Genomic DNA, 15,289 nt, shown 5'->3' with positions numbered 1-15,289 from the left:
TGTGGTAAATCCACCTTTATGAAAATTCTTGCTAAACAGCTGGAGCCAACATCAGGCAACGTAATGCGTGATGTGAATGAGTCCTTTGCTGTATTAAAGCAGGATCAGTTTGCCTACGAAAATGAACGCGTCATCGATGTGGTGATCATGGGCCAACCTGAACTGTATGAAGTCCATATTGAGCGTGACCGTATCTATAACCTGCCAGAAATGAGCGAAGAAGATGGCCTGAAAGTAGCCGAACTGGAAGGCCAATATGCTGAGATGGATGGCTATACCGCTGAGTCCCGTGCAGGCGAACTGTTATTAGGTGTCGGCATTCCTGTCGAACAACACTACGGTCCGATGAGTGAAGTCGCACCAGGTTGGAAGTTACGTATTTTGCTGGCCCAGGTGCTGTTTGCCGACCCAGACATCATGCTGTTGGATGAGCCGACTAACCATTTGGACATCAATACTATCCGTTGGCTGGAAGATACCCTTAATCAGCGAAACAGCACCATGATTATTATTTCGCATGACCGCCATTTCCTGAACAGTATTTGTACGCATATGGCCGATATGGATTATGGTGAGCTGCGAATCTACCCGGGTAATTATGATGAATATATGCTGGCATCAACACAGGCCCGCGAACGTCTGATGGCTGATAACGCCAAGAAAAAAGCCCAGATAAAAGAACTGCAAGGCTTTGTCGCTCGCTTCTCAGCAAACGCATCCAAAGCCAAACAAGCGACATCTCGCCAGAAACAAATGGAAAAAATCCAGCTGGAAGATATCAAACCTTCCAGCCGGGTCAATCCCTTTATTCGTTTTGATCAGGAAAAGAAATTATTCCGTAATGCCTTAGAAGTCAGCAAAATCACCCAGTTCTATGAATCGGATGAAACCTCACTGTTTAAAGACTTTAGTTTCATGACAGAAGTCGGTGAAAAAATTGCGATCATCGGACCCAACGGTATTGGTAAAACCAGTTTAGTCAAAACCCTGGTAGGTGAGCTGCCACCTAAAGCTGGTGAAGTAAAATGGTCAGAAAATGCCAATATTGGTTATTACGCACAAGATCATGATCACCTGTTTAAAGACGATTTGACACTGTTTGAATGGATGTCTCAATGGGCAGGTCCAGAAGATGATGAACAAGTCATCAGAGGCACGTTAGGTCGTTTACTATTTTCTGGTCACAGCATTGATAAAAAAGCCAACGTCTTATCCGGTGGTGAAAAAGGTCGTATGTTATTCGGCAAATTGATTCTGCAACGTCCTAATATCCTGGTTATGGACGAACCGACCAACCATATGGATATGGAATCGATTGAATCATTAAACATGGCATTGGAACAATTTGAAGGCACACTGATTTTTGTCAGCCATGATCGTGAATTTGTCTCTTCATTAGCGACACGTGTTTTTGATATGGAAGCCGATGGCATCACCGATTTCCGCGGCAGCTATGATGAATACCTGAAAAGCCTCGGTGTCACCAACTAGTTAGTTCATATTCAGTTCAGCTGAGGCATTATTGCCTCAGCTGAGCTTAACTTTAATCCAAGGCTTCTGCCTGAAAAGCATCACAACGAGATAAATCAAAGCCATGTGAAGCTTGTAATTGTTTATTCGCGTGACGCAAGGCCGTCCGCATTCCCTCTTCCAGCACCGGATGATAAATCGGCATCGCCAGCACCTGAGTTGCCGTCAGTTCCTGACTGATTGCTAAAGCCAAAGTATGTGCCATATGTTCAGCGGCAGGACAGGCCATTTCAGCACCAATAAGCTTGCCAGACTCTTTATCCAGGTATATTCGCATCAAGCCCTTATTACGTTGCGCCGCCCGTGCCCGTCCCTGATCAGCATAATCCACTTCACCAATCACGATATTCTGCTCTTCAAGCTCAGCAAGAGATAAACCAACGACCGCAGCTCCAGGCTCACTGAACACCACACTTAAGGGAGTTCGTCGGCAATAGGCATTGATACCGTCGCTCACAACATTATGACCCGCTATTCGGCCCTCATCGGCAACTTCATGCAACAGCATTTTATTCGCACTGGCATCACCCGCAATAAAGACAGCCGTTCCATCAACTTGTGTTGAATTTGGGTTAATTTCTGGCATGCCTTTGTCGTCAAGACTCACATCCAGCGTATTCAATCCCATCCCATCGAGGTTAGGTCGACGACCTACAGCGACCAAAACCTGATCCACCTCAACTTCATTATGCTCACTGACCACTTTCACGCCCGTTTCCGTCTCAATAAGATCGGCCTTGGCCTCAGTGAAAATATCAAACTCTTCAGCCAAAGCTTGCTTTAGCGCATCACTGACCTTTTTATCTGTCAGCCCTGCCAATAAAGATTCTGCACCAAAGGCGGTCACTTTGATGCCTAATCGTGACAAAGCCTGCGCCATTTCAATACCGATTGCCCCGAGACCTATCACCGCCATTCTGGGTTTTAAGTTTTTTTGTTCAAACAAGGTATTTGTTGTCAGTATTTTTGTGTCGCCGATCTGTTGCCAGTCAGCCGGCACTATCGGTCTGGAACCCGTAGCGATGATTATTTTTTTTGCGGTGATTAACTGATCATTAACACTGATGGTATTCGGCCCCTTAAGACAGGCACGTCCGGTAATAACCTTATCTTCAATATCACGAATGGATGATAATGTGCTTGATACAAAATAATCTCGCAGATGACGAACCCGCTCGAATACTGCAGCGATATCAACCGTCAGTTGATCGGCGTGTTGAATACCGAACTCAGCAAAAGTATGACGATGATGATACGCATTGGCCGCTTCGATAAGCAGCTTGGAAGGCATACAGCCGACTCGGGCACAGGTAGTGCCGTACTCGCCTTCGTTAATTAACAAAAAATTCTCAGTCTCTTTCTGTACTTGTTTGAGGGCTGCTAAGCCGGCCGTGCCTGCCCCAATGATAATGACATCGGTCTGGGTTGCTTTTGTCATGATTATCCTTTTTGGAGCGATGCTTAATCTTCGATTCTAAATCCGACTTTGATCGTGACCTGCCAGTATTTCACACCATCGTTTTCAATATAGCCACGTGTTTCAATCACTTCAAACCAGTGCATATGCTTGACGGTTTCGCCAGCTTTTTTGATAGCATTTTGAATCGCCTGATCTGAACTTTCACTGGAACTACCGGTTAACTCAATCAGTTTGTATGTATGTTCACTCATCTCTCGCTCCTTTCTGTGATAGATAACGTTCTAAGCCATCATAAAACCTAAAACCTGACATTACCAGAAATGCGCCATATCACATTAAACAAATGATTTTTCTATCTTTTGCTTGTTCAGGATTGTATAATATGCGGTTTATCATCCCGCTCCTCAGTTTTGCGTTCAAAACTGACATTCACAGGTTTTTGCATGTCCACAGAACAACTTGACTCGATCCCCTCATTTAGTGAGTTGGGTATCGCTCCCGCTATTGTCAAAGCAATCAAAGAAGCCGGTTACGAAACACCGTCACCCATTCAAGCACAAAGTATTACGCCTTTATTAGAGGGTCGTGATTTACTGGGCCAGGCCCAAACCGGTACAGGTAAAACTGCCGCGTTTTCTCTGCCTCTCTTAAGTCGTTTGAATGATCGTCAAAAGACACCTCAAATTCTGGTACTCACCCCAACACGTGAGTTAGCTATTCAAGTCGCAGAAGCGATGCAAGGCTACGGCCGCCACATGAAAAACTTCCATGTTTTACCCGTTTACGGTGGTCAAAGCATGGGGATTCAACTACGCCAGTTACAACGTAGCCCACAGGTTATCGTCGGCACCCCTGGTCGTATTCTTGATTTGATCCGTCGTGGCAAATTACCACTCGAAGATCTGAAAGCACTTGTGCTGGACGAAGCTGATGAAATGCTGCGCATGGGTTTTATTGATGATGTTGAAACCATACTGAAAGAAACACCAGAAAATCGTCAGGTTGCGCTGTTCTCAGCAACAATGCCAAAGCCTATCCATCGGGTAGCTCAGCGTTATTTAAAAGATCCAGTGGATGTGCACATCCAGTCAAAAACATCGACGGTTGATACGATCACACAACGTTACTGGCAAGTCACCGGTTTACATAAACTGGATGCGCTTACCCGTATTCTGGAAGTCGAAAACTTCGATGGCATGATCATCTTTGTCCGTACCAAAAATGCGACCGTTGATCTGTCTGAAAAGCTTGAAGCTCGCGGTTATGCCAGCTCACCATTAAACGGTGATATGAATCAGGCTTTACGTGAAAAAACCATCGAAAGAATGAAAGCCGGCAAGATTGATATCCTGGTTGCCACCGATGTGGCTGCACGTGGTCTGGATATTGAGCGCATGAGTCATGTCGTCAATTACGATATTCCTTACGACACTGAATCTTACGTTCACCGTATCGGCAGAACAGGTCGTGCCGGTCGTAAAGGTGAAGCCATTTTATTTGTCTCACCACGTGAAAAACGCATGTTGGGCGCGATTGAAAAAGCGACCAAACAAACCATCACCCGCATGCAATTGCCAAGCAGCGAAGATATTGCTGATCGCCGTGTGATGGCTTTCAAACAAGACTTAACGGAAACTATCGAGTCACAGGATTTGGCCTTTTTTGAGAACCTGATTCGTCAGTATCAGGAAGAACATAATGCAGATCCGATTGAAATGGCTGCAGCATTAGCCTTTCAAGTGCAAAAAGCGCGCCCATTAAATCCTCCCGTTGTCCATTCAGAGCGTAAGCAACCCAGAGAGCGTGCTGAGCGTAGTGACCGTCCTGAAAGAGCAAATCGTGGTGAACGTGGTATGCGTTCAGAAAGACCACCCAGAGCAGAACGTAGTCCTCGTCGCCAAACGTCCCATCAAGCTGAAGAAGGCATGAAGACGTACCGGATTGAAGTCGGTACAGAACAAAATGTTGAGCCTAAACACATTGTCGGTGCTATCGCCAATGAAGCTGGCATGGATAGTCGCATGATTGGTCGTATTACGATTAATCAGGATCACAGTCTTGTTGATTTACCAGATGGTATGCCAAAAGATATTTTTCAGCATTTAAGAAAAGTCTGGGTTAACAATAAACAGCTTGAAATTAGTCTGCCTGATTCAGATGCTGATACTTCTTCAGCAAGAGCTGAAAGAAAGCCACGTCGGGCAGGACCACTGCCAGCAAAAACCAAAAAGCGTCCAGCCATAGCCGCAAAAAAGCAAAGAAAAGCGAATCGCGACTAAATTAAGAAAAACTGATTAACAGCCCGCGTATGTGACACATGCGCGGGCTTTTTTTATTGCTTCAATACACTCGCTTCCGCAAACAATTCACTCATGCCACAATAGCGCTATGCTGAATATCATCTGGATGGCTTTTTTCCTTATCGCTTTTGTTGTCGCACTGATTAAATTATTAGTGCTGGGCGACCAGTTGATATTTACTCAACTGATGCAAGCCATGTTTGAACTGGCTAAAACTGCTTTTGAAATAGCATTAGGACTCACCGGCGTGCTTGCCTTGTGGCTCGGCATCATGAAAATTGGCGAACGTAGCGGCTTTATACAATTACTGACCTATGCCCTAACGCCATTATTCCAGCGCCTCATGCCGGATGTTCCCAAAAACCATCCCGCTATCGGTGCAATGGTAATGAATATTTCTGCTAATGCATTGGGCTTAGATAATGCAGCAACCCCGCTTGGCATCAAAGCCATGAAAGAATTGCAGACGTTAAATCCTTTTAAGGATACCGCCAGTAATGCACAAATACTTTTTCTGGTCATCAACACATCTGCGGTGACGTTATTCCCAGTCACCATATTTACCTACCGGGCACAAATGGGCGCCGCCAACCCAACCGATGTGTTTATTCCAATTCTGATCGCAACCTATATTTCAACCCTGGTTGGATTACTCAGTGTGGCCTGGGTGCAGAAGATTAATCTCTTGGATCGGGTTGTTCTGGCCTATCTTGGCGGGTTCACAGCCGTCGTTTTTGCTTTATTGTTGTACTTTTCTAACTTGCCACAACAGGACATGGTGAACCAATCATCGTTAATCAGTAATGTAATTTTATTTTCTCTGGTGATTGTCTTTATTACTGCAGCATGGATAAAAAAAGTAAATGCTTATGACGCCTTTATTGATGGTGCTAAAGAAGGTTTTGAAACAGCCATTACCATTATTCCCTATCTTGTGGCTATGCTGGTAGCCATTGGTATTTTCCGGGCCAGTGGTGCAATGGATATGCTGGCAGAAGGATTACGCCATCTAGTGCTTAGTCTGGGATTGGATGATCGTTTTATAGAAGCACTGCCCACGGCATTAATGAAACCCTTCAGTGGCAGTGGTGCCAGAGCCATGATGGTCGATACCATGCAAACCTATGGTGCCGACTCGTTTGCTGGACGTCTGTCCTCCATTGTTCAAGGCAGCACCGAAACGACTTTTTACGTATTAGCCGTGTATTTTGGTTCGGTCGGTATCAAACATATTCGCCACGCGATTGGCTGTGGACTTGCCGCAGATTTTGCTGGCATTTTAGCGGCTATCGCTGTGGCCTATTGGTTTTTCGGCTAAGCAGAAAAAAATCATACCTAAACAGCAAAAATTTGCTAAATTTTGCTGCCTGCTCAACCCCTTACCTCAATGGAACCAGCCGGTCATTAGACTCCCAAGCTCTCCATCTAAAGTAATCGGTCTGGTCTTATTTGTCCGTTTGGAGATTGCATGCTTGAAGCCGTTAATTCACCCCACAGAAGCCACCTATGATTACATTGCTGATGCCATAGCTGATAAAGGCTATTGCGTCCTGCCACAGCTTCTCCATGCTAATTTGAATAATGCATTACAACAACGTGTGATGAACCTGGATGAAGATGACTTCAAACGTGCAGGTATTGGCCGTGAACAGGACTTTCAGTTGAATAACACTGTTCGTCGTGATGAAACCCGCTGGCTAACGTTGGACAACAGTATTGATAAAGCTTATCTCGATCAGATGGCTGAGTTTCGTCTGGCTATGAACCGTCGCTTGTTTATGGGCTTGTTTGATTACGAAGCCCATTATGCGCATTACGCACCGGGGGCTTTTTATAAAAAACATGTCGATGCATTCAAAGGTGAATCTAACCGGGTATTAACCACCGTGCTCTATCTCAATCCTGAATGGCAAGAAGCTGATGGTGGTCAGTTATTCATTTATGCAGCTGATTCAGATACCGTCATTGAAAGCGTGAACCCAAACTTTGGCTGTTTTGTGATTTTTCTCAGTGAGCAATTTCCGCATGAAGTAGTCAAAAGCTACCGAGATCGTTACAGTATTGCAGGTTGGTTCCGATTACATGATCCGTTACAAGCACCTTTAATATGACAAAACTTTTCGACATTTTTCAGTTAGGCCATCCGATACTACGTCAACCTACTGAAAAAGTTGAAGACATTATGAATCCCGCCTTCCAGTCACAACTGGATAAGCTGATGGATTTTGTGATGGAAAAAGGCGGCATGGGTATCGCCGCACCACAAGTAGGGATTTCGCAGCGTTTTTTTATCATGTCATCCCATCCGAATGCCCGTTATCCTCATGCGCCGGATGTGCCTGCTTTTTTGGTCATTAACCCAGAAATCATTTCCACCTCAAATACACAAGAAAAAGACTGGGAAGGTTGCCTTAGCCTACCCGGTATCCGTGGATTAGTGCCTCGTCATACTCAGATTCATGTTCGTTATCAAACCCGCCAGGCTGAATGGGTTGAAACTCGATATGATGGTTTCCTTGCCCGCGTTTTTCAGCATGAGTTTGATCATCTGCAAGGTCATGTTTTTCTTGATCGGGTGGAATCGACTTATGAGGTGATGATGGAACACGAATGGCAAAAGCAAATCGTCGAAAACAGAAAAGGCTTATAAACGAATATGGGACAGAAATTTGAGGCGTTATCTGATCGCTTAATCGAATTTATTCAGCAACAACATCTCTTTTTTGTTGGCACAGCGACGGAACATAGTCGTGTGAATATTTCACCAAAAGGTATGGACTCACTTCGCGTTCTGACCCCGAACAGAGTCATTTGGCTCAATGTAACCGGCAGCGGTAATGAAACAGCAGGCCATATTCAGCAACATCCCCGAATGACCATTGTGTTCTGTGCCTTTAGCGATAAACCCATGATTTTGCGTCTGTATGGTATTGCCAGCGTGATTCATCAAAATGATGCCGAATGGCATGAATTATTCCATTTGTTTGACCCACTACCAGGTGCCCGACAAATATTTGATCTGAACATTGATTTAGTCCAAACCTCTTGTGGCATGGCAGTTCCTTTTTTCGACTATAACGGTGAACGTGAGCAGCTCAATAATTGGGCTGAAAAAAAAGGGACTACAGGGATTGAAGACTATTGGCGAGAAAAAAATAGCAAAACAATTGATGGTATTACCACACATATTGAAGATAAGAATCTAAGCTAATCATGCTCGACTATACTGAATATACAAAATTTCTGGTGTCCTTAATCGCCATTGTTAATCCACTAGGGATTATTCCCATTTACATCAGTCTGACGGCTGATTACAGCAGTGCTGAGCGTGCAAAAATAGCACGGACTGTGATTATCGCTGCCACAACCATTCTTTTAGTCACAGCCTTTTTAGGGCAGTGGATTTTAGAGTTTTTTGGCATCAGTATTAACTCGTTTCGTGTTGGTGGTGGCATCATGCTGTTACTGATGGGTATTGGCATGCTTCATAACACCAGTAAAGGCCTGAAACAAAATCATGAACTGGCCCAGCAGTCAGGTGAGTCCATTGCTGTTGTTCCTCTTGCCATGCCTCTTCTTGCGGGTCCGGGTGCAATCAGTACCGTCATCATTAATGCTTATAAAGGTCATGGCGTTGCCCATTACAGTATTATCGCCCTGGATATCATCCTGCTGGGCTTGTTGTTATGGATTTTATTATTGCTGGTGCCATGGATAGCCCGCCGTATGTCTACAAATGGTATCAATATCGCTACACGTATTATGGGGCTTATTCTGGCTGCTATTGCGGTCGAGTTTATTGCGAATGGTTTAAAGGGCCTGTTCCCTGCCTTGGCAGGGTAAAAAAATTTATTGCACTTTATCTTTGTCATTAAAGAAGTTTTTCACCTGCTGCACAATAAGATCTGGTTTGATATCCATACAGGCAAATGGCGTATCCAAATGACACTTACTTTGTGCGCAATACTGACAATCAATATGTTTCTCTGCTGAGACTTCTGCTCCGAGAATGGATGGAGGCAAAGGGCCAGTGATCATATAAGATGGACAATCAACCAGCCTGGCTAACCACTGTGTCGCTGTTGCTACGGTAATTAATAAGTCCGTTTTCGCCAAACGCCCGAGCGTGACATCCATGCTCACTTCACCATTAAACTCGCTCCACACATAATAACCTTCATCTTCCAGTAAACGCTTCAATTCGTCCTTATAGGGATATTGTTTACTGGCAATACGTCCAGAAGTCGATAAAGCAATAACTCTTTGCCGCTCACCGCATGGAAAAGTCACGGTTTTATCAAAGTTATCCAAAGAAATATCGATAGTTTCAGGGAACTGACAACACTGATTTAAGTAAAACTGTGGATAGGCCATTTCAGCATATTCAGGCTTATCCCACCAACGCTCAAACCACTGGGCCATATTAGGAAAGGTACTTTCTATGTATTGCCATGGCTGTTGAACATATGATTGTTGAATTTCAAAGGTTAACAATGATGAAAATAGCTCTTGCATCGACATTTGCAGATAGTTACCCGCGATGGGCAGCCCCATATCTTTAAGACATCTAGCCAGCACACAAGGCATAAACCAAGTATCAAGATTAATAATCTGATCGTATTCTTCGTAAGCAAGATATTCGGCCAAATCAATAAAGCGAGGTAAGGCTTCCTGCATTTCAGACGGCCACTGTTCTGACGTCACCATATGCACTTTATCAATTTCGGGCATCAAGCCCATCAGTTCAGCGCCAACATTAAATGTCATCACGTCCAGCTCGGCATCAGGGTAGCGTTGTCGCATTATCTTGGCTGCAGGTAATAATATGGAAGCCACATCACCTAAGCCCATCATCCTTAATAATAAGATTTTCATACTAGTATTCTGTCATTTAAGAAACCTAATACTAACAATCCTTTGAGCATAGGGTGTAATAAGTTGTACTTGATAGTACATAGTAGTGAAACGTCAGTAAGTCAGAAGAAATCTTATGCTAGAACTCAAGAGCCAAACATTGTACCCACTTGCTGGGTCAACTCGGCTGAACGGTTTGGGTTGCGTAATGCTGTCATCACTAATTCACGCATACCAGGGATAAACATTAAATCTGCCAGTATATGGCTAAAGCCTTCATAACCAGCTCCATTAACAGCGAGTTTTTCAACAAATAGCTGACACAGTTCCGAAGACTCAAGTACTTTCCAGCAACGACCGGCAATCACGGCTAACACTTCAATATGACGACTGATATCAGACATAAGCGTCTGCTTGACCATACTCTCAACCATGCCCTGAGCAGAGGTATTAGAGACAGCCCTCAGACAAGCACAAACCTCAGTTATATCAGGCTGATTTTGCTCTAACTCATTTTTAAGCCGCCACTGCAAAGCCTCAACCATATTATTCGCTGGTTCAGCATTTTCCATAAATGAAGTCAGCATATGAAAGGGTTGAGGTGGAAGCTGGGGTAAGGTTTGAATTAACGCTTTTGTCAGCGTTTTATCATCAGTTCTCACCGCAATATCGGCAACGCCCTGCATGCCAAGAACTTGCCAACTATCAAACGGTTTCTGACCAGTAAAGTAGTCGTATGCTGCCTCGTAAAATGATGAAGGTCTTAAGCTGAGACTTTTGGTTGCCTGTGCATTAAAAGCCGCCATCCGATCTTCGCGTGGATTGAAGCTATAAGGACTATCTTTTAACGCGCCTTCAATATGCTTGCCATCAGCAGCAGCGAGTAAATACTCACCTACCCTATCCAGTACCATTACCAGAAACTCGTCGCGAGCGGCCTGAATTAATAGCCCCTGTTCATCGAGAGGAAACTTGAGAAACCAGACATAGTGTCTGTCTGTGAATTGTGGATGCCAAAAGATAATGCCAAATAGAGCGGTACGTTGGAATGGATACGGATAAGGTACTTCAGCCGCTTCAAAACGAGTAAATTTCTTAGCACTCAGTTTGGTGACTCTACGGCCCATATCAAAGACGCGATAATGGGCGCCACTCTGCTCCAGAAACTCACTCAGGGTGGTAATAGTATTTTCGCTCATTGTTTGCTCTAATTCAGGTGCGATACTCAGCGTTAATTTTTACGTAGTCGTAAGAAAAGTCACAGGTCCAGACTTGATCATAGGCATCACCTCGGTTCAATTTCACCGTGATAGTAATTTCTGACTCAGCCATCACAGCCTGGCCTTTTTCTTCAGTGTAACTATTCTCAGGTTGACCAGATTCAACAATACAGACATCACCAATAAAAATAGACACGCCTGATAAATCAAAATCTATTAGACCACTTCGACCAACGGCCGCCAGGATTCGTCCCCAGTTTGGATCAGACGCAAACAATGCGGTTTTTACTAATGGCGAATGGGCAATGGTATAAGCCACTTGACGACACTCTTCCTGACTTTGGCCTTGTTCAACATTGATGGTAATAAACTTGGTGGCACCTTCACCGTCACGCACAATCGCTTGAGCCAGATAACGACACACATCAGTAATCGCTTCCTGCAAAGTTTCACCTTCAGCGGTGCTGATTTGTTTAACTTCTTCATTACCTGCCTGGCAGGTTGCCATTAATACACAAGCATCATTAGTTGATGTATCACCATCTACCGTAATGCGATTGAATGACTGCCCCATGGCAGTATTAAGCATTGTCTTTAATACCGCAGAGTCGATATTGGCATCAGTCGCAATATAGGCCAGCATGGTGGCCATATCAGGCCGGATCATGCCGGATCCTTTTGATATGCCTGTAATCGTGATGGTTTTGCCATCAAGCTGTAACTGAACAGATTTTGCTTTAGCAATGGTATCAGTGGTCATAATGCCATGGGCGGCAGCCAGCCAATTATCTTCAGATAAACGACTATAGGCTTCCGGTAATACTGCACTGATTTTATCAACTGGTAGTGGCTGACCAATGACACCTGTAGAGAAAGGTAAAACGCTGGCCTCATTGACATGAGCCACATCGGCGACAGCCTGACAACAGGATTTTGCGGCTAAAAGGCCTGCATCACCGGTACCGGCATTAGCATTACCAGAATTGATGAGTAAATAGCGCGATGCTTCATTGCTTTGATGTTGTTTAGCCACAATAACAGGTGCTGCACAAAACGCATTTTTTGTATAGACAGCTGCTGTTTGTGTACCTTCTGCCAGCTCAATCAAAACAACATCCTGTCTACCAGGCTTTTTTATTCCTGCACTTGCTGTGGCAAGCCGGATACCTTTAACAGCTAATAATGCTTCTGCAGTAGGTGCTGACAAATTCACTGCCATTAACTAATCGCTCCGTGACACTGTTTAAACTTCTTACCACTGCCACAAGGACAAGGATCATTACGTCCCACTTTATTACCTTCACGTGTGTAAGGCTGATGAGCTGCTAAATCTTCTTGTTGATTGTCTTCACTGCTGGCTAATTGCTGAGCCTGCTCATGTTGATATTCCATTTCAGCCGTTTGTCGGCGTTGTTCTTCAACAGCTTCCACATCTTCTTCAGCGCGAACCTGAACACGAGAAATCAACTTGATTACTTCATGTTTAATATTATCCAGCATGGTTTTAAACAGACTGAACGATTCACGTTTATATTCTTGCTTAGGATCTTTTTGTGCGTAACCACGTAAGTTGATACCGGTACGTAAATAATCCATCTGCGCCAGATGATCTTTCCATTGCGAATCTAGTGTTTGCAACATGATGGCTTTTTCAAAATGACGCATCAATTCTTCACCAACCGCCTGTTCTTTCTGTTTATAGGCTTTTTCAGCTTCTTCTACGATACGTTCACGTAATGATTCTTCATGCAGAGAATCATCTTGATCTAACCACGTTCTAACCGGCGCATCTAAAGCAAACTCTTCGCGTAACGCATCCTCAAGACCAGCGGTATCCCACTGTTCATCAATGCTGTTAGGCGGAATATACAAACTGATAACATCATTAATTACACTACTGCGCATTGATGTGATGGTTTCTGACACATCATCAGCCGCCATCAATTCATTACGTTGCTCATAAACGACTTTACGCTGGTCATTGGCGACATCATCAAACTCAAGTAACTGTTTACGAATATCAAAGTTATGACCTTCAACTTTACGCTGCGCATTTTCAATGGCACGGGATACCCAAGGATGCTCAATAGCTTCACCCTCTTCCATGCCTAATTTCTGCATCAAACCAGCCATACGCTCTGACGCAAAAATACGCATTAAATTATCTTCAAGCGATAAGTAAAAACGCGTTGAACCAGGATCACCCTGACGGCCAGAACGACCACGCAACTGATTATCAATACGACGAGACTCATGACGCTCCGTACCGATGATATGCAAGCCACCTGCAGCCAACACAGCTTCATGACGGTTCATCCACTCCTGGCGGATTTTTTGTTTTTGTTCTTCACTGGTGTCTTCTGGTAACGCCTCTAATTCTGCTTCCAGGCTGCCACCCAGTACGATATCAGTACCACGACCGGCCATATTTGTTGCAATAGTCACCGCTGAAGGCATACCCGCATTGGCAATGATATGCGCTTCTTTTTCGTGGAACTTCGCATTGAGCACTTCATGTGGAATTTTGGCTTTTTTAAGTAAACTATGAAGGTATTCTGAACTTTCAATCGAAGCGGTACCCACTAACACAGGTTGGCCACGTTTCACGCAGTCTTTCACATCTTCCAGAATAGCGTCGTACTTTTCTTTCGCCGTTAAGTAAATACGGTCCGCTTCATCCTTACGCAGCATTTCTTTATGTGTCGGAATAACCACTACTTCCAAACCATAAATGGACTGAAGCTCATAAGCTTCGGTATCAGCCGTACCGGTCATACCTGACAATTTGTTATACAAACGGAAGTAATTCTGGAATGTAATTGACGCTAATGTTTGATTCTCATTTTGAATCTTCACATTTTCCTTAGCTTCAACAGCTTGATGCAGACCTTCAGACCACCGACGGCCCGGCATACTTCTACCAGTGAACTCGTCAACAATCACAATTTGATTATCTTGCACAATATAATCGACATCTCGTTGGAACAGCACATGTGCACGCAGTGCGGCTGTTACGTGATGCATCAGGCCGATATTTGCCGCGTCATACAAACTGGCATCAGCAGATAACAAACCGATATCGGTTAGCATGGATTCAATTTTTTCATGACCCGATTCAGTAAAATGAACCTGCTTATTTTTCTCATCCAGGGTGAAATCACCAGGCACAGTGACATCATCACCCTCACCTTCTTGTTTGCTCAGGCTTGGAATGAGTGTATTAATTTTCTGATATAACTCAGAGCTGTCTTCCGCGGGACCTGAGATAATGAGCGGTGTTCTTGCTTCATCGATTAGGATCGAGTCAACTTCATCGATAACAGCAAAATGTAATTCTCGTTGAACCTTCTCTTCAAGACGGAACGCCATATTGTCTCGAAGATAATCAAAGCCAAATTCATTATTGGTGCCGTATGTAATATCACAGGCATAGGCTTCGCGTCGGTCATCATTAGACAGGCCGCCAACAATTACGCCAGTTGTCAGTCCGAGAAAGCCATACAGTTTGCCCATTTGGGTAGCATCACGTTTTGCCAGATAATCATTAACCGTGATGACATGAACACCTTTACCTTCAAGTGCATTCAAATAGACGGCGAGTGTCGCCACCAGGGTTTTACCTTCACCGGTTTTCATCTCAGCGACTTTGCCATCATTCAGCACCATACCGCCGATCAACTGCACATCGAAATGACGCATGCCAAGCACACGTTTACTGGCTTCACGTACCACGGCAAACGCTTCGGTCAATAAATCATCCGTAGTCTGTCCATCGGCAAGGCGTTGTTTGAATTCTTGCGTTTTAGCCTGTAATGCCGGGTCATCAAGTTGCTCTATTTCGGTCTCAAACTTGGCAATCTCATCTATGTACTTACGCATTTTTTTTAATACGCGCTCGTTACGACTACCAAAAATTTTACTGAAAAACTTGCTAACCATTTTTTCGCCTTACAATGTGTTGACTT

Annotated in this window: 13 protein-coding genes; 7 read left to right on the top strand and 6 right to left on the bottom strand. The window is 44.2% G+C overall.

The genetic code is table 11. The features are described from left to right. A partial coding sequence (locus B2248_RS05155) for an ABC-F family ATPase (RefSeq protein WP_286722289.1) occupies positions 1–1,491 on the top strand: 1,491 nt, incomplete at its 5' end. A gap of 52 nt (positions 1,492–1,543) precedes the next feature. On the opposite strand, the gene B2248_RS05150 is transcribed toward B2248_RS05155, so the two are convergent. Continuing rightward, positions 1,544–2,968 carry a dihydrolipoyl dehydrogenase gene (locus B2248_RS05150; RefSeq protein WP_273182651.1) on the bottom strand — a complete coding sequence of 475 codons (1,425 nt, stop codon included), beginning with the start codon at positions 2,966–2,968 and terminating at the stop codon, positions 1,544–1,546. 23 nt (positions 2,969–2,991) lie between these two features. Then, positions 2,992–3,201, bottom strand: a complete 210-nt coding sequence (locus tag B2248_RS05145) for a dodecin (RefSeq protein ID WP_007145985.1) — start codon at positions 3,199–3,201, stop codon at positions 2,992–2,994. A gap of 192 nt (positions 3,202–3,393) precedes the next feature. Between B2248_RS05145 and B2248_RS05140 the strand changes: the two genes are divergently transcribed. The 6 genes from B2248_RS05140 to B2248_RS05115 all read left to right on the top strand — a co-directional run bounded on the left by B2248_RS05140 (position 3,394) and on the right by B2248_RS05115 (position 9,093). After that, positions 3,394–5,229, top strand: a complete 1,836-nt coding sequence (locus B2248_RS05140; protein ID WP_273182654.1) for a DEAD/DEAH box helicase — start codon at positions 3,394–3,396, stop codon at positions 5,227–5,229. A gap of 109 nt (positions 5,230–5,338) precedes the next feature. Further along, positions 5,339–6,568 carry a nucleoside recognition domain-containing protein gene (locus B2248_RS05135; RefSeq protein WP_273182655.1) on the top strand — a complete coding sequence of 410 codons (1,230 nt, stop codon included), beginning with the start codon at positions 5,339–5,341 and terminating at the stop codon, positions 6,566–6,568. A gap of 154 nt (positions 6,569–6,722) precedes the next feature. After that, positions 6,723–7,361, top strand: a complete 639-nt coding sequence (locus B2248_RS05130) for a 2OG-Fe(II) oxygenase (RefSeq protein ID WP_007145988.1) — start codon at positions 6,723–6,725, stop codon at positions 7,359–7,361. Further along, on the top strand, positions 7,358–7,900 hold the full coding sequence (gene def, locus B2248_RS05125; protein WP_273182657.1) for a peptide deformylase: 543 nt from the start codon (positions 7,358–7,360) through the stop codon (positions 7,898–7,900). The genes B2248_RS05130 and def overlap by 4 nt, the downstream gene beginning before the upstream one ends. Before the next feature lie 6 nt (positions 7,901–7,906). Further along, on the top strand, positions 7,907–8,461 hold the full coding sequence (locus tag B2248_RS05120; RefSeq protein WP_273182659.1) for a pyridoxamine 5'-phosphate oxidase family protein: 555 nt from the start codon (positions 7,907–7,909) through the stop codon (positions 8,459–8,461). 2 nt (positions 8,462–8,463) lie between these two features. Further along, positions 8,464–9,093 (top strand): MarC family protein, encoded by a 630-nt coding sequence (locus B2248_RS05115; protein WP_007145991.1) that lies wholly within the window; start codon positions 8,464–8,466, stop codon positions 9,091–9,093. Positions 9,094–9,099: 6 nt separating this feature from the next. On the opposite strand, the gene B2248_RS05110 is transcribed toward B2248_RS05115, so the two are convergent. The 4 genes from B2248_RS05110 to secA form a co-directional block, all read right to left on the bottom strand. Then, entirely contained in the window at positions 9,100–10,125 is a 1,026-nt protein-coding gene (locus B2248_RS05110; RefSeq protein WP_273182663.1) for a glycosyltransferase family 9 protein, read from the bottom strand. Between the two features lie 125 nt (positions 10,126–10,250). After that, the gene (locus B2248_RS05105) at positions 10,251–11,303 is read right to left on the bottom strand and encodes a DUF3549 family protein (protein ID WP_273182666.1); all 1,053 of its coding nucleotides are present in this window, start codon (positions 11,301–11,303) and stop codon (positions 10,251–10,253) included. A gap of 13 nt (positions 11,304–11,316) precedes the next feature. Next, positions 11,317–12,543, bottom strand: coding sequence for a bifunctional glutamate N-acetyltransferase/amino-acid acetyltransferase ArgJ (argJ, locus tag B2248_RS05100; protein ID WP_273182669.1), 1,227 nt, complete (start codon positions 12,541–12,543; stop codon positions 11,317–11,319). Further along, positions 12,543–15,263 (bottom strand): preprotein translocase subunit SecA, encoded by a 2,721-nt coding sequence (gene secA / locus B2248_RS05095; RefSeq protein ID WP_273182672.1) that lies wholly within the window; start codon positions 15,261–15,263, stop codon positions 12,543–12,545. The genes argJ and secA overlap by 1 nt, the downstream gene beginning before the upstream one ends. Positions 15,264–15,289: the final 26 nt, after the last annotated feature.

It is taken from the genome of Methylophaga sp. UBA2012, from assembly GCF_002335235.1.
Lineage (GTDB): Bacteria > Pseudomonadota > Gammaproteobacteria > Nitrosococcales > Methylophagaceae > Methylophaga > Methylophaga thalassica.
Note: the sequence above shows the minus strand (reverse complement) of the source record. Positions and strands in the feature narration are given on the sequence as shown.